This window comes from Catenulispora sp. GAS73 (assembly GCF_041262085.1).
Lineage (GTDB): Bacteria > Actinomycetota > Actinomycetes > Streptomycetales > Catenulisporaceae > Catenulispora.
The window spans coordinates 220,609-241,054 of sequence record NZ_JBGCCM010000010.1; the positions used below are offsets into that span (position 1 = coordinate 220,609).

Genomic DNA, 20,446 nt, shown 5'->3' on the forward strand with positions numbered 1-20,446 from the left:
ACGGCACCGCCGGAGCATGACCGAGCAAGAACGCCGGGAGGCGTTGCACCAGGCCATGATCGACCGGGACTTCCCGGTGATCGAGCAGGCACTACGGGGAGACGACCTCGCTCTGAGGCGGGCCGCGCTGCGAGCGGTCAGAACCCTCCCGGTCACCGATGTCACCGACGACGCGGCGGCGGCCGTCCTGACGGACGCCTCGCTGGACCTGCGTCGAGCGTTCTACCGAACCCTGTTCCACGCGCGGCGCACCGCGCTGGCCGACCGCCTGCTGCCGTCGGTGCGCCGACAGTGGGGCGACGGCGAGGCCGCGGCACTGCTCCCGGCCTGTTCAGCGGAGGTGGCAGCGCAGCGGCTGCCGGAGCTGGCGCACGCGATCGGCTCGTGGACCGCGCTGGCCCGCAGGCATCCGGACGCCGTGATGACCTACATCGAGAGCGGCGATCCGGCGCTCGGCGTCGCCGGCTACCACTTCTGGCGGCGGTGGACGAACGTTGTCGGCATCCTCGCGGAGTCGCTGCCGACGCGGACGATCGCGCTGCTGGAGAAGCAGCCGAACCGCTACGGGCTCCAGCTCCCGTCGCGCGCGATCACCGCGCTGGTGAAAGCCGACCCCATGCACGCCTGGCCCGTCGTGTCCTACGACGACCGGAAGAAGACGACCCGGCGACACTACGATGCCGTCGCCACCCTGGACGACGCGGGAATCATCGCCTACGTGAACGGCGGCCTCTACACGCTGTGGGCAGTGCTGCGACACCTGCCGCCGACGCGCCGCGAAGCCCTGGTCGACGCGTTCGCCGCAGCCGCCCCCGAGCTCCAGCCGATGTGGGCCGAGCCTCTTCTCGACGTGCTGCCGCGAGCGCGGGCCGAGGCCGAGGCCCGGCGGATGCTGGAGTGGCACCAGCCGCAGTGGCAGGCGAACCGGCGCCGGTCGCAGGCCGCGGCGGTCGAGCTGACGCTGGCTTCGTACCTGCCCTTCGCCGAGGCGGTCGAGGTGCTGACCGAAGCAGCCGCGTCGGGCACCTCGACGGTGCGGACGGCCGCACGGGCCCTGCTCCTGCGCCGCGCGGCGGAGACCGGTACGGCGGCGGAGGTCCTGCGGCAGGTCGAGGCATTGGCCCCGCGCGTGCTGAACGAGCCGGATCCGGTGCGCCGCGGCTACCTCGAATCGCTCGTCCGGCTGCCGGTCGCGGTGTTCGGGGACGCGTGGGTGCCGCTCCTGGAGCGGCTGACGGCGGCCGCCCTCGACTCGCGCGACTCGTCGACGGAGACGCGACGGACACTGAGGCTGCTGGCCCGCCGGACACTGCGGCATCAGACGTCGCCGGGCTTGGTGGCGTGGGCGTTGGACGTGCACCGGCAGCTTGTCGCGCGGTTCGGCACGGCGGGGCTGGACGTGCCGACCGAGGAGGAGCTGAACCCGCCGCCGCCGGTGCGGCGAATGCGCCGACGCGGTTACTGGCACCGCCCGGTCCCGCCGGCGGACCACTGGCGGCTCGACCTGGCGCTGCGGCCGGGCCAGGAACGCGAGCTGGTGGCGGTGCTGCGGCCGTGGCTCGGCGACGCCGCTGTTGTCAGGGATCTGCGACGGGCGCTGGGACGGCGGGCTGAGAACTGCCCGGAGCTCGCGATGCCCGCCGAGGGGACAGAGGCAACGCCGGACACCGCCGACACACTCGAACAGGTCGCGCAAAACTCAGGCGGTGCCGAGGAGAAAGACCTCGCGCAGCCGAGCACCGAACCGTCTGCCGAAGCAGCCAGGGCCGCCGGAGCAGCCAGAGCAGCCAGAGCAGCCGGGGCCGCTGGATCCGCCGGGGGTGCGGGAGCAGCCGGGGGCGCCGGAGCAACCGAGGCCGCTGGATCCGCCGGGGGTGCCAGAGCTGCCGGGGCCGCCGGAGCCGCCGGAGCAGCCGGGGGTGCGGGAGCTGCCGGGGGTGCCGGAGCAGCCAGAGCAGCCGTAGCAGCCGGGGGTGCCGGAGCAGCCAGGGGTGCCAGGGCCGCCGGAGCTGCCGGGGATACCAGAGCTGCCGGAGCTGCCGGAAAATCACTTGTCGCCGAACCCCCCGAAGCCGCCCTCCCCCGCCTCCTCGCCGAGGCCAACGGCCCGCAGTCGCCCGAAGCCGTCGCGGCGCTCACCGCGTGCTGCGCGCGGGTGCGTCCCTCGGTCCTCGGCCCGGCGCTCGAATCAGTGCTCTTCGCCCCGGACAGCAAGGTCACGCTGCGCAAGCAGGCGGTCCGCCAGCTCCGCCGCAACCGGACCCCCGGCCACCTGGACGTCCTCCTCCGCGCCTGGCAACAGCCTGACACCCACCGCGACGTGCGGGTGGCGATCGCGGTCGTGCTGCGCGAGGCCTCCGAGGACCCTCGCGCGCTGGACGCCGTCGCCGCGGCCGTCGGGCCGGAGATGAGCGAGCTGATGATCCGCACGCTCTTCCAGCCGCACCCACGGCAGTACCCGCCGGAGGCGCGCGCCGTCTACGCGGCGCTGGTCCGGAATCTTCTCCGCGCCTCGAACGACGGCGGTGTCCGGTTCCGGGGTCTGAAGGCGTTCGGGGTCTGGGCGCCGTGGTACCAGGGCGGCTTCGACGAACTCCTCGACACCCTTTTCGGGTCGGATCCCGACGAGGCCGAGCTGGCCTTGGAGCTCATCAGGTCCCTGATCTCGACCGGATCCGGCACGGACCGGGTCCCGGACGTGTTGCGCCGCCTCGCCGACGACCCGGCGCGGGCCAAACTCGCCTCGGCGCTGACCGGAACCCTCGTCAGTCTCCGGAACCGCTATCAGAACCCTGAGCCGTGGTCCCTGGACCTGGTCGAGCGATCTCTCACCGCGCTGGCCGGCGAGCCCCGGTACACGCGGTTCGCCGTCCGACTGGCGCTGGCGCTCCTGGACCCGGCGGCCGACGACCTCGACGAGCGTCTCATCGCCTACGCGGATCTGCTGGCAGGCCGTCCCTACCTGGCGGGCGTGTCCGAGCACCGGCTGAGGGAGCAGATCAGCCACCAGCTCGGGGCGCGGGTGCCCGCCGGGTTCCTGGCTGCGGCGCAAACGTTGGCCGACCGCCGCGATCTGGCCGGTGGTCTTGTCGCCGCACAGCTCGCGAACGTGGTCATCGGCAACGGAATCCGCAGCGAATCCTGGCACGAGGTCGTCACCGCACTGCGCGCCTCGCCCCATCCCGAGGTGGCCGACACCGCGCGCGACATCGATCTCCATCGCGAATAGCAACGGCAGTGCATATCAAGCAATCACAAAGAAGAAGGCCCGTAAATCGCCGCACTAGAGTAACGCTCCGACATGTCCGCAATTGCCGGAATAAGAGAGTGGACGATCGTGGCGAAGACAGTAATCGGACCCGACGAAATGGGCCGGCGGTACGACGAGTCGGCCTCCATGACCGATCTCCTCAACGAGGGGCAGGTCCACCTTTCCTACTGGTACGGCGAGGAGGACACCACGCCGTTGCGGGAAGCGTCGCGGCGCATCACGCGGAAGGTGGCCGACGCGCTCAACCTCCGGGCCGGGGACCGGGTCCTGGACGCCGGCTGCGGACTGGGGCTGCCCGCCCTCGACGTGGCCGAGGCCACCGGCGCGCAGGTCACCGGCGTCACGGTCAGCCAGGCCGAGGTGGACGCCGCGACGGCCCGGGCGGCCGCAGCCGGGATGCAGGAGCGGGTCCGCTACCAGCGGGCCGACTACATGGCGCTGCCCTTCGCCGACGCCTCGTTCGACGCGGTCCTCGCGATGGAGTCGCTCATCCACGCGCCCGATCTGGACCGGGTCCTGCGCGAGTTCCACCGCGTGCTGCGCCCCGGCGGGCGCGTCGGGTTGGTCGACTACACGGTGGAGTCCGAGGCGAGCGCGCGCGAGGTCGAGGAGTTCTTCGCCGCCCTCGGCCTGACCAACCTGCTCACCCTGCCGGGCTGGATCGAGAAGTTCACCGCGGCCGGGTTCGCGGTCGAGGAGTACACCCAGTGCGGGCCGCGAGTGTTCGGGATGGGCCCGAAGTACATCGAGGCCGCGCGGGGAGTCCGCGAGTCCGTGGTCGCCCGGTTCGGAGACGAGGCGTACCAGGGGTTGGAGGGCGGGCTCTCCGGGTTCTTCGAGATCAGCGCCGACCGGATCGGCTACGCCGTCGCCGCGTTCGGCAAGCCGCGCGCCTGACCGCTACGGAACGCACCACGTGCATCATGCGCACCACCCACGCACTACCCCACCCACCACACCACGACAGGCCGGCGCCCGCACCCCTCACAGTGCGCGGACGCCGGCCCGTTTCGTGAGTCGAGTCGGGGCGCAAGACGTGCCGACCCCAGATCTTCGAACCCGGATCACTGGACATGTCGGGTTCTCCGGATCTGCTCCGACTACCAGGTGAAGGCGCCACGCGCGGGGTGCCGACCCACTGTGGTGAGCGAGGAAGGATTTGCCATGAGTGACACGACTCCGGACGCGGCCCCGTTGGCCGGGCGCCGGGAATGGCTGGGCCTGGCCGCACTGGCGTTGCCCACGCTGCTCGTCGCCTTCGACATCGGCGGCCTGTTCCTGGCGCTGCCCCATCTGAGCGCCGACCTGCACGCGACCGGCACCCAGCAGCTGTGGATCACCGACGTCTACGGGTTCATGCTCGCCGGGTTCCTGATCACGATGGGCACGCTCGGCGACCGGATCGGGCGGCGCAAGCTGCTGATGATCGGCGCGGGCGGCTTCTTCGCCGCCTCGCTGCTCGCGGCGTTCTCGACCAGTCCGCTGATGCTGATCATCGCGCGGGCCCTGCTGGGCATCGCCGGCGCCACGCTGTCGCCGTCGACGCTCGCGCTGATCAGCAACATGTTCCGGAACCCCAAGCAGATGGGCACGGCCATCTCGCTGTGGGCGTTCTGCAGTTTCGGCGGGGCCGCGCTCGGTCCGGTCATCGGCGGCGTTCTGCTCCAGCACTTCTGGTGGGGCTCGGTGTTCCTGCTCGGGACGCCGGTCATGCTGCTCCTGCTGATCGTCGGGCCGATCCTGCTGCCTGAGTACCGCAGCGCCGACGCCAAGCGGCTGGACCTGGTCAGCGTGGTGCTGTCGCTGGCCGCGATCCTGCCGGTGATCTACGGCGTCCAGCAGCTGGCGGCCGGCGTCGGAGGCTCGCCGATGGGACCGGTCGTAGGCATCGTCGTCGGCGTCGTGTTCAGTGTCGCGTTCACGCTCCGACAGCTGCGGCTGCCGAACCCGCTGCTGGACCTGCGGCTGTTCCGCAACGTCAGGTTCAGCAGCTCGCTGCTGGCCATGCTGATCGGCTCCGGGACGCTGGCCGGGGCGGGCCTGCTGACGAGCCAGTTCATCCAGAGCGTGCTCGGGCTGGAGCCGGCCAAGGCCGGGCTGTGGCAGGCCCCGACCGGCGTGGGCATCGCGATCGGGGTCCTGGTCACCCCGGTACTGGTGCGGAAGATCAAGTCGAGCACCGCGATCCTCGGCGGACTCGCGCTGTGTGTCGTCGGCCTGGTCCTGCTCAGTACCGTGACGCGCACCAGCAGCGTCGTCCTGGTATCGCTGAGCGTGGCGCTGGTGGCCCTCGGCATCGGGCCGCTGTTCGTGCTCGGCACCAGCCTGGTCGTCGGGTCGGCGCCGCCGGAGAAGGCGGGCTCGGCGGCGTCGATGTCGGAGACCAGCAACGTCTTCGGCTCGAACCTCGGACTGGCCCTGCTCGGCAGCGTCGGCGCCGCGGTCTACCAGTCCGGCATGGCGCACTCGGCGGTCACCGGCGCCCGCCAGACGCTGGCCGACGCGGTCGCCGCCGCGGCCAAGCTCCCGGCCGACCAGTCCCAGGCGCTGCTGGTCAAGGCCCGCAACGCCTTCACCGACGGGCTGGACGTGGTGGCCGTCAGCGGCATCGTGACCATCGGGGTCGTGTTCGTCCTGGCGTGGACGACGCTGCGCCAGAAGCCGGCCGCGCAGGCGGCGCCCGGCGCGGCCGAGGAAGCGGGCGACGGAGCCGGCGAGGGAGCCGGCGAACCGGATCCGATCGGCGAGCCCGCCACCTTGACTGAGTCCTGACAACCGAGACCTGACAGCCGAGTCCTGACAGCAAAGTCCTGACAGCAAAGTCCTGACAACCGTTCCGCCCGCCACCCTCACCGGGTGGCGGGCGGAGCGCCGCGCTCGGCTCAGCCCGTGGTCGCGGCCTCGCTGACCTCACCGGTGCGGACCACAGCCACCGGCTGGCGCGACCGCGGCCTCGACCATCTCCGCATGATCGGCATCTCCACGAACCGGTAGAGCAGCCACGCCAGGAAGACGCTGACGGCCAGACAGCCCAGCAGGAACAGCACCGCCACCGGCGTGCTCCACGACGTCGGGTCGTAGTCGCCGTATCCCATCCACTCCCCCTTGAACGCCGCCTGCGCGGAGTTCAGCACGTTGAGATGGATGAGGAAGAACGCGTACGAGATCTCGCCCAGCCAGACCAGGGGACGACGGGTCAGCACCGTCCTGCGACCGGCGATGTCACTGGTGGCGACAGCCGAGACCAACAGCCCGAGCGGGAACGAGTAGGGCGCGGCGAACGTCCAGAGCTGAGGCATCCACAGGGACGGCACGTATACCGCGAGCACGATGAGCGCGGCCGGCCCCAGACCGAGCCGGACCCACCGCCCGCTGATGACGATACGGGCGAAGAGGATGCCGACGATGAACTCCAGGCAGCGCACCAGCGGGAACTGATACACGAACCACATCTGCGGCCAGGAGAACTCGGTGTACCCCGGGAACATCGGAGAGCCGGGCAGGAAGGTCTTCGACAGCAGCGGGACCGACAGCGACAACGCCGCCACACCGACGGCCCAGTACCAGAGCTTGTCGGCCCGGATCCTGGCGATGCCGAGGATCAGGTACGGGAAAAGCAGGTAGAAGACGATCTCCGCGGACAGCGACCACGTGACCCCGTTGACCGCGTAGAGCAGGTTGTTCATGTCCGGCGCCCACGAGTTCACCAGGAAGAGGTTGGCGACGGCCGGCTCGACCATGAACTTGGTGCCCGAGACGAGCAGCATGGCGACGATCACCAGCCAGATCACGGCGTGGTTCGGGAAGATCTTGAAGAACCGCCGGCGCCAGAACTGGACCTTCGTGTCGTCCGGCTTCGCGACCCAGGTCAGCACGAATCCGCTGAGGACGAAGAAGAACGAGACGCCGACCGCGCCGGCGCTGTTGGTGACGAAGCTGTAGTCCTTTTGCACCCTTGCGTCGCGGAACGCGCCCAAATAGTGCGAATGGTAGATGAAGACCATGAATGCGGCGACGAATCGTAGCGCGGTCAGGGAGGGGAGTCTGGCCGTACGGGCTGCCGTTGCCTCTGTCATGTGTGCCTGCCTCGTCAAATGGGGGCCGGGAGCGAGCCACAACGGGTCTCGGGTGTGGAGTCTGAGGGTGCTGAGTCAGGCGGGCATCTTCCAGAATGCGCGAAGCAGCCGGTGCTCCTGCGTTCGCAGAGCACACCGACTGCTTTCGGCCCGAGACCGCTACCGCAGGGGATTCGCACCGCGCGGCCTGCTGGACAGTTCCTGCGGCGTCCGCTCCAGCAGCAGAAGCGGGTCCTGCGTCTCGACCTGGCCCAGGCCGGGCGGACAGCGGTCCCAGCCGAGCAGCCGCTGCACCTCCTCGGGCAGGGTCTGCACCGTCTCCCGGGGGACGGCGAGGTACTGGTTCTCCTCCTGCCGCAGATTGCCCAGGTCGAGCCCGACGGACAGGCTGTAGCGCGGCGTGTCCGTGGTGTTGGCTCCGCCGCCGTGGTAGACGCCGCCCGGCCAGAGCAGCGCGGAACCGGTGGGCATGACCGCCGGGACGGTCTCGGCGTAGGCCGGGGCCCGCTCGTCGTCCCAGCGGTGACTGCCGGGGATGACCAGGGTCGCGCCGTTGGCGGCGGTGAACTCGGTCATAGCCAGCATCAGCTGCAGCCGGCACGGCGGGCCCGGGTGGCGCCACAGGTGCATCGCGTCGTCGCGGTGCAGCGGCTGGCGGCCCTGGCCCGGATCGATCCTGATCGCCTGGGTGAAGCTGACCTGGATGCTCGGCGTCACCTCCATCCGGACCTTGCCGATCCACATGTGCGTGGGCTGTTGCAGCAGGCGCCGGGCCGCGCCGAGGAACTGCGGTTGCAGGACCACGTCGGTCATGGGACCCGGCGAGCGGTGGAACAGGCTCGACAGCCGCTTGGTCTTCTGGCCGTCGTAGCCGCTCTCGCTGTAGCCGGCCGCCTCCAGGCCGGGTGCGAGATCCGCCCGGAGCGCGGCGAGCGTTTCGGCGTCGACGAAGTCCTCGACGATCACCGCTCCGTCGCGGTCCAGGATCTCGACGACGTCGTCGAGCGGGGCGGCGGGAGTGACGTGGGTCAGTTCGGGCATCGCAGCTCACCCCTCGAAACGGGCCAGGATGTCCCGGGTGAGGGTCTCCAGGTCCGGGTCCTCGAACAGGTCGCCGATGTCGAGCGTGACGCCCAGTTGCTCCTCGACCGCCGCGGCGATCCGCACGGCGGCGATGGACTGTCCGTTGAGCTCGAAGAACGTGGCGCCGGCCCGGTCGGAGCCCGGACCCAGGACGTCGGTCCAGATCGCGGCGACCCGCCGGGCGATGTCCGTGGTGGCCGGCTGCTGCTGAGTGGTCATGTCGCTGCTCCTCAAATGAAGTCAGAGGTGCTCCGGTGTTGGGGGGAGTCCCGACGCCATCGATGTCGACTTTCGCAGCCCCCGCATATGCGACACATCTCCTGAACTGCCCTGCCACCGGGCACCGTCGAAGAACCCTGCGACGACGGCCGCCGCCCACCATGGGAGGGATCTGTACCGATCCGTCCTCACAGGAGGTAGACGTGGACGACGATTCGCTGTTCGTCATCGATCCGGCCGGCACCGACATCCACGGCGAGGCGGCCCGGCTCCGGGCCCGCGGGCCGGTCACCCGGGTGTTGCTGCCCGGCGGACTCCAGGCCTGGTCGGTGACCGGCTACCACGCCGCCCGGCAGATCCTGGCCGACGAACGGTTCTCCAAGAACGCCCGGCTGCACTGGCCGGCCTACGCCGAGGGCGCTCTCGCCCCGGACTTCCCGCTGATCGCCTGGGCCCGCATGGACAACATGTCCACCGCCGAGGGCGAGCCGCACACCCGCCAGCGCAAGCTCGTCGCCGGCGCCTTCAGCCCGCAACGGATCGCCTCGCTGCGGCCACGGGTCGAGCGGGTCGTGGCGCGCGCCCTGGACGAGCTAGCCGAGTACGCGGCGAAGCAGCCCGGCGAGCCGGTCGATCTCAAGGCGCAGTACGCACACCAGGTCGCGACGCGGGTCATCGGCGAACTACTCGGCGTGCCCGAGGGCGACCCGGACGGCATCCTGGGCCTCGCGGGGTACGTCGAGCCGGACCCGCAGAAGGCACGCGCGGATTTCCTGGCGATGCAAGGCAAAATCTCTGCGCTGGTCGTGGAGAAGCGACGGGAGCCCGGGGAGGATCTGATCAGCGATCTGATCGCGGCTTCGCCGCCGAGCGGCGGATGCCCGGTGGCCGGAGTTCATGCGAGCTCTGACACAAGCTCTGATGCGGCGCCTGACGCCGACGCCGAGCTGGTCGGCCTGGCGCAGCTGATGTTCAACACCGGCGCCGAACCGGCCCGGAACCTCATCGTCAACGCCGTCCTGGCCCTGCTCACCCGGCCCGGCCAACGCGCCCTGGCGGCGAGCGGCGAGGTCGACTGGGAGGACGTGGTGGAGGAGACGCTGCGCGCCGACGCGCCGGTCGCGAACCTGCCGTTCCGGTTCGCGACCGAAGACGTCGAGGTGGCCGGCGTGACCATCTCCCGGGGCGACCCGGTGGTGGTCGCCTTCGCCGCGACCGGCCGCGACCCGGAACTGCACGGCGCCGACGCCGGGGAGTTCGACATCCTGCGCGCGGACAAGCGGCACGTGGCATTCGGCCACGGCGTGCACCGCTGCGTCGGCCCGGCACTGACCCGCATGGAGGTGCGCATCGCGGTGGAGGCGCTGTTCGCGCGCTTCCCCGGTCTGCGCCTTGCGGTGGAGCCGGACGAACTGGCCGGACAAGGCACGTTCGTCATGAACGGCCGCCGCACCCTGCCGATCCATCTCTAAGCACGGCTAAGCACGACTAAGCGCGACGGAGCACGACGGAGCCGGCGGTGGGACGTCCTCGTCCCGCCGCCGGCCTGTTGTAGGTCAACGACGCGCGCCGGCCAGCTTCAGCTGCGCGTATCCGCGGTTGGCCACGGTGGTGAGCAGCACGGCGGAGCTGGCGTGCGTGCGGCCGGTGGAGAGGTCGCGCCAGACCCGTTCCAGGCGGGTTCCCTCCCGGACCGCCGGGCTGCCGGCGGTCGGCTGGAGGATCTCGTCGACGGCCCGCCAGGCCAGTTCGGTAGCTTCCCGGCAGGTGATCGCGATCCGCAGGTCCTCTTCGGCGGTGAACGCCCCGACCGGTTCTCCGGCCAGTTCGTGCCAGCGCCGCGACGCCGCGAGCACCAGGGTTTCGGCGGCGTCGATCATGCCGCTGGCCTTGCCGTACCAGAGTTGGAAGTCGGGGTCCTCCGTTCTGGGTCCGAACGGCGGCAGGATCGTGGTGCGGGAGAACATCAGCTCCGTGTACGCCTCCAGCGCGCCCTGGCACATGCCGACCGCGATGTGTGCGCCCTCCAGGGCCATCGAGCTCGCCGGGGCGCCGCCGTACTGCGGGTGCTCGTGCAGCTCGCGGCCCGGGGTGCCCTCGGTGACTGAGATCTCTTCGAAGTTGACCTCGATGCCGAAGTGCTCGGGGATGCGTCCGCCGGCGATCCGGATGCTGTGCGATCCGCTGCCCTTGAGGCCGAGTTGGCCGCCCCAGTCGTCGAGCATCTCCCACTGGTCGCGGGGAGCGATGAAGAGCAGTCGGCGCGGCGGGGCTGTGTCGTCTGCGCCATCAGCGTCGTCCCCAACGATCATGGTGTTGCCGATCAGGTGGGTCGCATACGGCGCCCCGGAGCAGTACCGCCACACGCCGTCCAGGATCCAGCCGCCGTCCTCGGCGCGCCTGGCGGTGCCGTAGGGAGCGTTGACGAGCGGCGCGATGAAGTCGCCGCCGCTGAAGATCTCAGCCTGCGCCTTCTCGCCGAACATGCTGCCGGCGAACAGCGAGTGCGCCGCTCCGAGGCAGTACATCCAGCCTGTGGACGCGCAGGCGCGAGTCAGGGTCATCGCGATCTGCAGGAAGGTGTCGAAGCCGAACTCGTAGCCGCCGTAACGCTTTGGCACCGTGACGCGGTAGAAGCCCGCGTCCCGGAACGCCTGGTGGGTGTCCTCGGCGTAGTAGGTCCGCTGTTCGGTCTCGGCCTGGCCCGCCACCAGAGCGGGCACCATGGCCTTGGCCCGCTCGATCAGCACGGCCGGGGTGACGTCCGGCTCGGCCGCCACGGCCGCGTTCCGCACGACGTTCTCAGTGGTCGTCATCGCGTCGCCTCCCGGATCTCCGAGTCCGGGTCGGCCACCATCTCACCGATCACTCCGAGGAACCCGGCCACCTGTTCCTCGACCTCGGCCCGCTCGAACAGGTGGCGGCTGAAGCTGAGCCCGCCGACCACTTCGGTGTCGCTGAGGTGCATCGACCAGATCATGCCGTCGGGGGTGTCGGAGCCGAGCGGCTGCGGGATGACGCGCCGCCAGATCGCCGTGTACTCCAGGTCGCCGATCCGGTTGCCCTGCATCAGATACGGCGGCTGGACGGCCTGGAACAGGGTCGGCACCGCGTCGGGGCCGGCCGAGGACATCAGCTCAGGCACCTCGGCGAGCACGTGCAGCAGCGGCAGCTCGTGCGAGAACGCGCCGACGCAGGCCGTCCTGGTGCGGGCGATGACGTCGCGGAAGGTGCGGCAGCCGGCCAGGTCCACGCGCAGCGGGACGAAGTTGAAGAACGACCCGACCGTGGACTGGAAGCGGGGTTCGCGGCCGGGCCCGAACGTGGGCACGACGATGTCGGTCGCGTCGGTGCGGCGGTTGACGAAGACGGTGAACGCGGCGAGCAGGACCATGAACGTCGAGCTGCGCGTCGCCCTGGCGAGCTTGGACACCTCGGTGCTCAGCCGCGCTTCGGTGGTGAAGCGGTGGTAGCTCGTCGCAGGGGTCTGACCCGTGGGCTGCACCGGCGCGACCATGATCTTGGCGCCGCGCAGCGCTTCCCGCCAGTAGGCGCGCGAGGCGGCCACCTTCGGCCCGGCGGCCTCCTGCTGCTGCGCGGCGACGTAGTCGCGGTACTGGGTCGCCTCGGGCAGCTGCGGCTCCTTTCCGGCCGCGCGCGCCGTGTAGCTCTCCGCCAGGTCCTGCAGGATCACCTGGATCGACCAGACGTCGGCGGCGCTGTGGTGCGCGCACAGGACCAGGACGGAGTCCTGCTCGTCGAAGCGGCCGAGAACGGCGCGGATCAACGGGATCCGGTCGGCCGGGAACAGCCGGGTCTCGGCCTCGATCATCAGCTCCTCGGAGCGCCGGTCCCGGTCCGCGCCGGGCGAGCCGTCCAGGTCGATCAGCAGCAGTTCGGGCTGGACGGCGGGCAACACGCGCTGGGCGCCGCCGTTCTCCAGGTCCACCACGGTGCGCAGCGCCTCGTGCCGCTCGACCACGTCGGCCAGCGCCTGGCGCATGGCGCGCTCATCGACGCGGCCGCGGATCCGCCAGGCGAAGACCTCCGTGTAGTGCGGCCCGAACGGCCCGGATTCGAAGCCCTGGGCGAAGATGCACAGGAACTGCTGTTGCAGTGAGAGCGCCGCGGTTGTCGGCTGGGTGTCCGACGTCGTCGTCATGTGAGATCTCTCCTCGGTGAAGGCTGACGCTGGCGTTGTGGAGGGAATCGATCAGAGTGATGCGGCTCAAGTCCGTCACGGATGCGATCGGCCAGACGTGGAAGATCCCGGGGCAAGGTGTGAACGGATGATCAGTGCGCTGTTATGTGGCCGCGTCTCGATTCTCATCAGCGCCGGCCGGGGCGCGCATCTTCCTGATTGCCGCCGCGCGTCCTTCGAGATAGCGGCGTTCGGGCAGGCTGGTGGTGCGGTGGGCGGCGAGCAGGTAGCTGTCCCGCGCCGGGCCCGGTTCGCCGGCCATCTCCAGCAGGTGCGCGCGGACCGCTTCGAGGCGGTGGTGGTCTGCCAGCCGTCCGTCGGAGTCCAGGGCGCGCAGCATCGCGAGGCCGGCCTGGGGACCGTGGGCCATCGCGATCGCGACCGCGTGGTTGAGGGCCACGATCGGGTTGGCCGACACTCGCGACAGCAACTCGTAGAGGGCCAGGATCTGGGGCCAGTCCGTCTCCTCCAAGCGCGGCGCCTCGGTGTGCACGGCGGCGATGGCGGCCTGGAGCTGGTACGGCCCGAGGGGGCCGCGGGCCAGCGTGCTGGTGATGAGTTCGACCCCTTCCTTCAGCGACACCGGGTCCCACAGGCCGCGGTCCTGGTCGGCGAACGGGATCAGCGCGCCGTCGGGCGCGGTGCGGGCCGGGCGGCGCGCATCGGTGAGGAGCATGAGGGCGAGCAGGCCGGCCACCTCGTTGTCGTCGGGCAGCAGGCGGTGGACGGCGCGGGTCAGGCGGATCGCCTCGTGGGCGAGTTCGGCGCGCTGGAGTTCGGGTCCGGAGCTGGCGGTGTAGCCCTCGTTGAAGATCAGGTAGAGGACGTGCAGGACGACCCGCAGGCGGTCGTCGCGTTTGTCCGGCGGGGGCATCTGGAAGGGGATGGCCGTGGCCTTGATCCGCTGTTTGGCGCGCAGGATCCGCCGCGACATCGTGGCCTCGGGGACCAGGTAGGCCGCCGCGATCTGGGCGGTGGTCAGCCCGCCGACCGCGCGCAGGGTCAGCGCGATCTGCGACGACGGGGACAGCGCCGGGTGGCAGCACAGGAACAGCAGCAGGAGGGTGTCGTCCCGGTCGGGGGTGTGGTCGTGGTCCTCCGGGCCCGGCACCACCGGCTCCAGCGGGGTCTCCAACGCCGCCACCACGGCCTCGCGGCGCCGTCGGGCGCTCTCGCTGCGGACGTGGTCGGCCAGCCGGCGGGAGGCGACGGTCGTCAGCCAGCCGGCCGGACGCTCCGGGACGCCGTCGGCCGGCCACTGCACGGCCGCGTCGAGCAGGGCTTCCTGGACGGCGTCCTCGCAGGCCTCGAACTGTCCGTGGCGGCGCACGAGGGCACCGAGCACCTGCGGCGTCAGGCGGCGCAGCAGGTCCTCGATGTCGGTGCGGATGGTCACATCTCCATGCCGCCGGGATGCATCACGGCACGGACTTCCATGGCCCCGTGCCGGGCGTCCGGCCAGCGTGATGCGATCTCGACCGCGCGGTCGAGGCTGTCGGCCTCGATCGTGAGGTAGCCGGCCAGCATCTCCTTGGCCCCGACGTAGGGTCCGTCGGTGGTCTCCGGGACGCCGTCGACCACCCGTACGGTCTTGGCGGTCGAGGGGTGTGCCAGCGCCACGCCGCCGATCATCTCGCCGGATGCCGCGAGCTCCGCCAGGATGCTGTCGACGCCGCGCATCGCGGCCTCGCGCTCTTCCTCGCTCATGGCCTCGATGTTGTCCGGGTTGTTGTAGATCAGCAGCATGTACTTCACGGTGCTTTTCCCTCGCCTGCGGGCGCCCCGGTCGGGCGCGGCTCTGAGGTAGTCGGAGCAGACTCGCGGCATCGGACATCGAAGGTGGACGTCGGGTACCCGCGGCGAGGCGAATCAGTTCCAAGGCTTCTGCACGGTGATGACCGCGTAGCCGATCTGGCCTGTCTCCCCCGGCGCGAAGAAGGTCTCCAGCGTCTGGCGGAGTTCGTCGACGGCGGCGTCGCCGAACTGGGCGGCCAACTCGGCGCGCCGTGTCTCCACGGCGTGCACGTACTTGGGGCCCATGCCGAACACCCGCGGCCCGCACTGCAGGTACTCCAGGAGCTCGAATCCGGCCTCGCGCAACGGATCCAGCCACTCGGCCACCGACAGCAGCCACTTCGACCCGAAGTTCGCGGCGAACTGGCTGGCGGCCACGACGCCGAGCCCTTCGCGGGTCGGCTCGGTCAGGGACAGCCGGCCGCCGGGGCGCAGCACCCGGTGCAGGCCGCGGAGGGTGGGCCCGAGATCGCTGACGTAGACCAGGGCCTCCATCGCGACGAGGGCGTCGAAGCTGCCGTCCGGGAAGTCCAGCGAGCGGTAGTCGCCGGTCTGGAACGTGACCTGGTCGCCGAGTCCCGCCGCGCGGGCCCGGGCGTGCGCCTCGGCGACCTGGCGGGTGCTGATGTTGACGCCTGTGACCTCCACGCCGTACTCGGCGGCGAGCTGGATCGCCGGGGCTCCGAGGCCGCAGCCGACGTCGAGGACGCGCTCGCCCTTGCGCAGGCGCAGCGAGTCGGCCATTTTGCGGGTCAGGCGCTGCGTGGCCTCGACGAGCGGGGCCTGGTCCTCGTCGTCGTACCAGTAGGCCAGGTGGACCTGACCGTCGTTGAAGGCGTTCGACATGTCGGACGACTCGTCGAACATCTCGGCGATCCCGTCGGGCTCGGGCCGGTCGCCGGTGGTTGCCGCGCTCTCCATGGCTTCTCCTCTCGGGCTGGGACTCTCGGGCTGGGACCGGATCCACCGGGTCCTCGGTCGGGTCCTCGCTCAGGTCCTCGGTCCATGCTCGCGGCCGCGATCAGGGCCCTCATCTCCGTGCTTGCGCAGGTTGCGGCGGCTGTCGGCTCGCAATCCAGGAGATGCCCGGCGTCGGCTCGGGACCACATCGTGAAGCTGATACGCCATCCCCGGCACCCGATCTCCAGGAGGTGGGCGAGATGCCCCAGGAAGCAACCCGGCCGGCGGCCGACGGCGCCCCGACCCGCGCCGTCGTGCTGGGCGGCAGCATCGCCGGGCTGTTCGCGGCCCGCGTGCTCGCCGAGGCCTACGACGAGGTCCTGGTCGTCGACCGGGACACGGTAACCGGCGTCGACGGCCCGCGCCGCGGACGTCCCCAGGGCAAGCACATCAACGCCATGCACGTGCGCGGCCGGGTGGTGATGGAGGAGCTCTACCCCGGCATCACCGATCAGCTCATCGCCGACGGCACCCCGTTCGGCGACTTCTCCGGCTCGGTCCGCTGGTACTTCCGCGGCCGCCCGGTCAAGCGCGCCGACATCGGCTACATCGCCGTCCCGGCCTCGGCGCCGCTGATGGAACGCCGGATCCGGGAGCGCACGGCGGAGCTGGAGAACATCCGCTTCGTCGAACGCTGCGACATCCTGGGCCTGACCGCCACCGCGGACCACGCGCAGGTGACCGGGGTCAAGGTCCAGAAGAGCGGCGAGCCCGGCGAGACGATCGCGGCCGACCTGGTGGTCGACGCGACCGGGCGCGGCTCGCGCACCCCGGTGTGGCTGGAGGAGATGGGCTATCCGCGGGTCGAGGAGGAGCGGACCAACATCGGGCTGGGCTACGTCACCCAGAACTACAAGATGAAGGCCGACCCCTACGACGGTGACCTCGCCATCATCGCGGTCGCCTCCCCCGACGTCCCGCGCGGCTGCATCTTCACCAAGACCGAGGGCGACAAGACCCTGCTGACCGTCTACGGCATCCTCGGCGACCACCCGCCGACGGACCAGCAAGGGCTGTACGAGTTCGTCAAGGGCCTGCCGGTCCCGGACATCCACGAGGCGCTGAAGCACGCCGAACCGCTGGACGAGCCGGTCGCCTTCCGCTTCCCGACCACGCAGCGCCGCCGCTACGAGCAGATGACCCGCTTCCCGGCCGGCCTGCTGGTCATCGGCGACGCCGTGTCCTGCTTCAACCCGGTCTACGCACAGGGCATGACGGTCGCGGCGCTGTCCGCCCTGACGCTGCGCCACCACCTGCACTCCGGAGCCACCCCGGACTCCCGCCAGTACTTCCGCGACCTGGCGCGCGACGTCATCGACCCGCCGTGGGAGATGACCCGCACCGTGGACCTCGGCTTCGACGGCGTGGAGGGCAAGCGCGACTTCAAGGTCCGCCTGGGCCAGCGCTACCTGGCGATGGTCCAGGTCGCGACGACCCGCGACAGCTCGGTGACGCGCGGCTACATGCGCGCCGCCGGCATGCTCGACCGGCCGGAGCAGCTGATGCGACCCGCGATGGTCGCGCGGGTGCTGCTGAACGCGCTGCGCGGGCCGGCCGGACCGGCCGCGGTGCCGCCGGCGGTGGCGGAGGGGGCTGGGGCGGGGGCGGGGGCCGGGGCTGAGGCGGCGAAGGCTCCGGTGGCCGGGGCGCGGTAACGGATGCAGGGGGTTGGCGGCCGGTGCCCGTGGGCGGTGCCGGCCGCTGTGCTGCCAGTCTTCGGTCGCGGCCATCGGCAAGCAGGACACGAACATGGATGCCCAGAGAATCTCACAGTTGAAGCGGCGCCTTTCCCGCCGCACGCATGCCAAAGGGGCGCGGCAGCCCTCACTACCGCGCCCCAGCGCGTCCCGACCTGGACGCGCGCCGGCCGCACCGACTTCAATCGCGGTGCCGCCGATCCTCAGTGGTGGCCTAAGTGGTGGCCTATCGTGCGGTGGCTTTCGCGTTGTACGCGTCCAGCCGCTGCTGCGCCGTGGCCGTGGCCTGTGCGAAGCGGCGCGCGGGGTTGGCGCCTTGCTCCAGGACGTCCGTCATGGCCTGGACCAGGTCGGCGTGCGTGGCTGCGAGCTCGCCGACCAGCGCGCCGGTTGCGGCGGGGGATCCGTTGGAGGCGGCGAGTTGGGCTGGGGCTGTCAGGTGGTGCGGCTTCTGGGCGAACCAGCCCTCTGCTTCGAGCAGGCGGTGCGCGCCGTGGGTCACCGGGATGAAGCCGCTCGACTTGTGCCATGCGGCGGCGGCTGCCGGGTTCAGCAGGTATTGCAGGAACGCCAGCGCGCCGTCCTCCACCTCCGGCGGCAGTCCGGCGGCCAGCCACAGGGAGTCGCCGCCGAGGACGTCGCCGGCGTACCGGACGGCGCCGTTGCGCGGCAGGCGGGCGGCGACGGCGTCGATGCCGGCCTGCGCCGCGGCCGACATCAGCGGCTCGGCCATCACCGAGGAGTTGTAGAGGAACGCGACGCGGCCCTCGATGAAGGCCTCGAACGTCCCGGCCCAGTCTTGGGTCACGCCGGTGTGCAGGTACAGGCCGTCCTTGTGCAGTCGCTGCCACCACGTGACCCAGGCCAGCAGTTCCTCGGAGGCCAGGTCCACCGTCCGGGCCCGGCCGGACCGGCCGTTGTCCCGGTCCACCAGCAGGCCGCCCTGCTGGCTCACGAAATGCTGGAAGAACCAGCCGTCGACGGCCCACGCGACGCCGTGCGAAGGACCGCCGTCCAGCCGCGTGACGGCCCGGCACGCGTCCTCCAACGCCTCCCAGTCCTGCGGCACCTCCGAGATCCCGGCCGCCCGCATCATCGCAGTGTTCGCATACAGCAGGCCGGTGGAGACGCTGAACGGCATCGACACCAGTTCGCCGTCGTAGCTGTAGTAACGGTGCGCGGCCTCGACGAAGTCGTCGAGAACCACCGGCACGCCCAGGATCTCCCGCCGCCCGGCGACTGCGCGCTGCACCGGGGTGAACAGCGGCCCGCCGGTCGCGGCGACCGCGTCGCGGGCCCGCTGGGTCTCGGTGAAGAAGACGTCGACGATCGCCGGGACGCGCCCGGAGTCCAGGATCCGAATGAACTCGTCGCCCCCGGTGAACGTCCGGTACGTCGAAATGCGCACCTCGTAGCCGGGATGCGCCGCCTCGAACTCCGCAGCCCGCTGACGGACCGGGTCCAGGAACCCTCCTCGAACCGGGTGTTCAGCGAGCAGTATCTCAACGACGGTCGGGCTCTCCCCCACGCCTCAGCCCTCCCGCTCAGCGGTGATGAACACGAACGTCCCCGGCCCGGACTCCTCAACAACGCTCAACCCGGCGGCGGCCAACCACGACCGGATCTCCTCCCGCTCGAAGAGCTCATAACCCTCCGGGGCGGCCGGGAAGATGTGCGAGTGCTGGAAGTACCGGTACACCGCGTCATCGGCCCACCGGAACGTCATCAGCGTCAGCACGCCGCCGGGCCGCAGGCAGCGGCCGATCTCGGCAAGGGCTTGCGCCGCGTCCGGCACCGCTTGCAGCGCGTTCCAGAAGTTGACGGCGGTCAGGCTGCCGTCGGCCAGCGGCAGCTCCAGGGCACTGGCCCGCACGGCAGCGACCTGCGGCAGCCGACCGCGCAGCCAGTAGAGCATGGCGTCGTTGAGGTCCAGGGCGATGACCCGGTCGGCGCCGACGGCCTCGGTGACCACCCAGGTCCAGCGGCCGGCGCCGGCCGCGAGGTCCAGGACCGGTCCGTCGGCGCGCGCCTCGGCCGCCGCGCGCAGCCGGTCGGTGATGTAGGCGTCCTCGATCGCCGGGGTGACGCCGCCGTCCCAGTTCTGGCCCATGACGCGCAGGAAGGCCGGACGCAGCCCGGACTCGTAGTGCTGGCCGACGGTGCTCATCACGGCAGCGTTCTGCAGCACATCAGCCTCGACGTCCTCGGCGTCGTCGCTGACTCCGGCGCCGGAGCGCTCGCGGCGAGACAGGTCGAGGATCCCGCCGACGGTAACCGGGTAGAAGGTGGAGCAGCTCTGGCATCGGGCGCCCTTGGCCTGGAAGGTGAGCGCGCTCCCGCAAGAGGTACAGCGCAGCGCTTCTTCGTGCCGGCCGAACGACGTCGCGTCCACGGTTCCCGGTGCCTCGTGCAGAGCCGCCCAGTAAGGGCTCTGATCAACAACCGGGGTGGGCACCACGCCGTTCGCCACCGACCACAGAGCCTTGGCCCCGGCTGTGGCCCACAGCGTGCGGGTGTCGTCGTTCCAGGTCGTGGTGACCTGCTCGGGCGTCAGGGTCCTGATCCAAGCCCGATCGAACTCCCGCTCCTGCTCGTCGATGGCCCAGTCGAACGGCGAGGGCCAGGCCCGGCCCAGATCGGGGTCTTCCGGGTCGAGCAGCGACAGCCCGCGGTCCAGCCGGGTCCGGTCGTCGGGGTCCAGCGGCACGCCGTCGAAGGCGGACCAGATCCGGGCCCGCTCGTGCGGGAAGTGCGCGAGCAGATACAGCGACGCCAGCGTCAGCGGGGTGACGGCGGTGGCGCCGCGGACCTCGTCGAGGACGGCGTCCAGCCCCCCGCGCACGGCGGTCGCGACCGGGCCGTCGAGCGCCGGGTATTCGGCCTCGGCGAACAGGCCGAGGGCGATCGCCAAATAGCCGCGGTGCGCGGCGTCGGTGCCGTCCCAGGCGGCCAGCAGGCCGGGAACGGCGTCCCGCGCCGAGGCGGGATCGGTCAGCACTCCGCCGGTCCAGAACGTGCCGACCAGGCGGCTGAACGCCCCGGCCAGCGCTTCGGAATCGGCGTCCCTGAAGGCGGTCAGCGGTCCGGCGACGGTGGCCGGCTCGGCATGCGGAGCCATGGCGAATCCTCTCCTCGACTGGTCTGC

The 20,446-nt window shown here is 71.1% G+C and carries 15 protein-coding genes; 5 read left to right on the top strand and 10 right to left on the bottom strand.

What is annotated here, in order from left to right:
* The first annotated feature begins 16 nt into the window (after positions 1-16).
* The 3 genes from ABH935_RS17545 to ABH935_RS17555 all read left to right on the top strand — a co-directional run bounded on the left by ABH935_RS17545 (position 17) and on the right by ABH935_RS17555 (position 6,043).
* Entirely contained in the window at positions 17-3,229 is a 3,213-nt protein-coding gene (locus tag ABH935_RS17545; RefSeq protein WP_370378955.1) for a hypothetical protein, read from the top strand.
* A gap of 108 nt (positions 3,230-3,337) precedes the next feature.
* The gene (locus ABH935_RS17550; RefSeq protein ID WP_370378956.1) at positions 3,338-4,168 is read left to right on the top strand and encodes a cyclopropane-fatty-acyl-phospholipid synthase family protein; all 831 of its coding nucleotides are present in this window, start codon (positions 3,338-3,340) and stop codon (positions 4,166-4,168) included.
* Positions 4,169-4,435: 267 nt separating this feature from the next.
* On the top strand, positions 4,436-6,043 hold the full coding sequence (locus ABH935_RS17555; RefSeq protein WP_370378957.1) for an MFS transporter: 1,608 nt from the start codon (positions 4,436-4,438) through the stop codon (positions 6,041-6,043).
* Positions 6,044-6,153: 110 nt separating this feature from the next.
* Here the strand turns inward: ABH935_RS17555 and ABH935_RS17560 are convergent, their stop codons facing one another.
* The 3 genes from ABH935_RS17560 to ABH935_RS17570 form a co-directional block, all read right to left on the bottom strand.
* Complete coding sequence (locus ABH935_RS17560; RefSeq protein WP_370378958.1) at positions 6,154-7,347, bottom strand: acyltransferase family protein; 1,194 nt, start codon at positions 7,345-7,347, stop codon at positions 6,154-6,156.
* Between the two features lie 159 nt (positions 7,348-7,506).
* Positions 7,507-8,388, bottom strand: a complete 882-nt coding sequence (locus tag ABH935_RS17565; protein ID WP_370378959.1) for a phytanoyl-CoA dioxygenase family protein — start codon at positions 8,386-8,388, stop codon at positions 7,507-7,509.
* Positions 8,389-8,394: 6 nt separating this feature from the next.
* Positions 8,395-8,649, bottom strand: coding sequence for a phosphopantetheine-binding protein (locus ABH935_RS17570; protein WP_370378960.1), 255 nt, complete (start codon positions 8,647-8,649; stop codon positions 8,395-8,397).
* Between the two features lie 203 nt (positions 8,650-8,852).
* Between ABH935_RS17570 and ABH935_RS17575 the strand changes: the two genes are divergently transcribed.
* Complete coding sequence (locus ABH935_RS17575) at positions 8,853-10,121, top strand: cytochrome P450 (RefSeq protein WP_370378961.1); 1,269 nt, start codon at positions 8,853-8,855, stop codon at positions 10,119-10,121.
* 84 nt (positions 10,122-10,205) lie between these two features.
* Here the strand turns inward: ABH935_RS17575 and ABH935_RS17580 are convergent, their stop codons facing one another.
* The 5 genes from ABH935_RS17580 to ABH935_RS17600 all read right to left on the bottom strand — a co-directional run bounded on the left by ABH935_RS17580 (position 10,206) and on the right by ABH935_RS17600 (position 15,565).
* On the bottom strand, positions 10,206-11,465 hold the full coding sequence (locus tag ABH935_RS17580; protein WP_370378962.1) for an acyl-CoA dehydrogenase family protein: 1,260 nt from the start codon (positions 11,463-11,465) through the stop codon (positions 10,206-10,208).
* Positions 11,462-12,811 (bottom strand): condensation domain-containing protein, encoded by a 1,350-nt coding sequence (locus ABH935_RS17585; RefSeq protein ID WP_370378963.1) that lies wholly within the window; start codon positions 12,809-12,811, stop codon positions 11,462-11,464. Before ABH935_RS17585 ends, ABH935_RS17580 begins: the two co-directional genes overlap by 4 nt.
* Positions 12,812-12,953: 142 nt before the next feature.
* Complete coding sequence (locus ABH935_RS17590; protein WP_370379010.1) at positions 12,954-14,240, bottom strand: RNA polymerase sigma factor; 1,287 nt, start codon at positions 14,238-14,240, stop codon at positions 12,954-12,956.
* 2 nt (positions 14,241-14,242) lie between these two features.
* The gene (locus tag ABH935_RS17595) at positions 14,243-14,596 is read right to left on the bottom strand and encodes a YciI family protein (RefSeq protein WP_370379011.1); all 354 of its coding nucleotides are present in this window, start codon (positions 14,594-14,596) and stop codon (positions 14,243-14,245) included.
* A 123-nt stretch (positions 14,597-14,719) separates the two neighbouring features.
* Positions 14,720-15,565 carry a cyclopropane-fatty-acyl-phospholipid synthase family protein gene (locus tag ABH935_RS17600; protein WP_370378964.1) on the bottom strand — a complete coding sequence of 282 codons (846 nt, stop codon included), beginning with the start codon at positions 15,563-15,565 and terminating at the stop codon, positions 14,720-14,722.
* 239 nt (positions 15,566-15,804) lie between these two features.
* Between ABH935_RS17600 and ABH935_RS17605 the strand changes: the two genes are divergently transcribed.
* Positions 15,805-17,259 carry an FAD-dependent oxidoreductase gene (locus tag ABH935_RS17605; protein WP_370378965.1) on the top strand — a complete coding sequence of 485 codons (1,455 nt, stop codon included), beginning with the start codon at positions 15,805-15,807 and terminating at the stop codon, positions 17,257-17,259.
* Positions 17,260-17,527: 268 nt separating this feature from the next.
* Here the strand turns inward: ABH935_RS17605 and ABH935_RS17610 are convergent, their stop codons facing one another.
* Both ABH935_RS17610 and ABH935_RS17615 read right to left on the bottom strand, forming a co-directional pair.
* A complete protein-coding gene (locus tag ABH935_RS17610; protein ID WP_370378966.1) occupies positions 17,528-18,829 on the bottom strand; it encodes an extracellular solute-binding protein in 1,302 nt (433 codons plus the stop codon).
* Between the two features lie 3 nt (positions 18,830-18,832).
* On the bottom strand, positions 18,833-20,419 hold the full coding sequence (locus ABH935_RS17615) for a class I SAM-dependent methyltransferase (protein ID WP_370378967.1): 1,587 nt from the start codon (positions 20,417-20,419) through the stop codon (positions 18,833-18,835).
* Positions 20,420-20,446 lie beyond the last annotated feature (27 nt).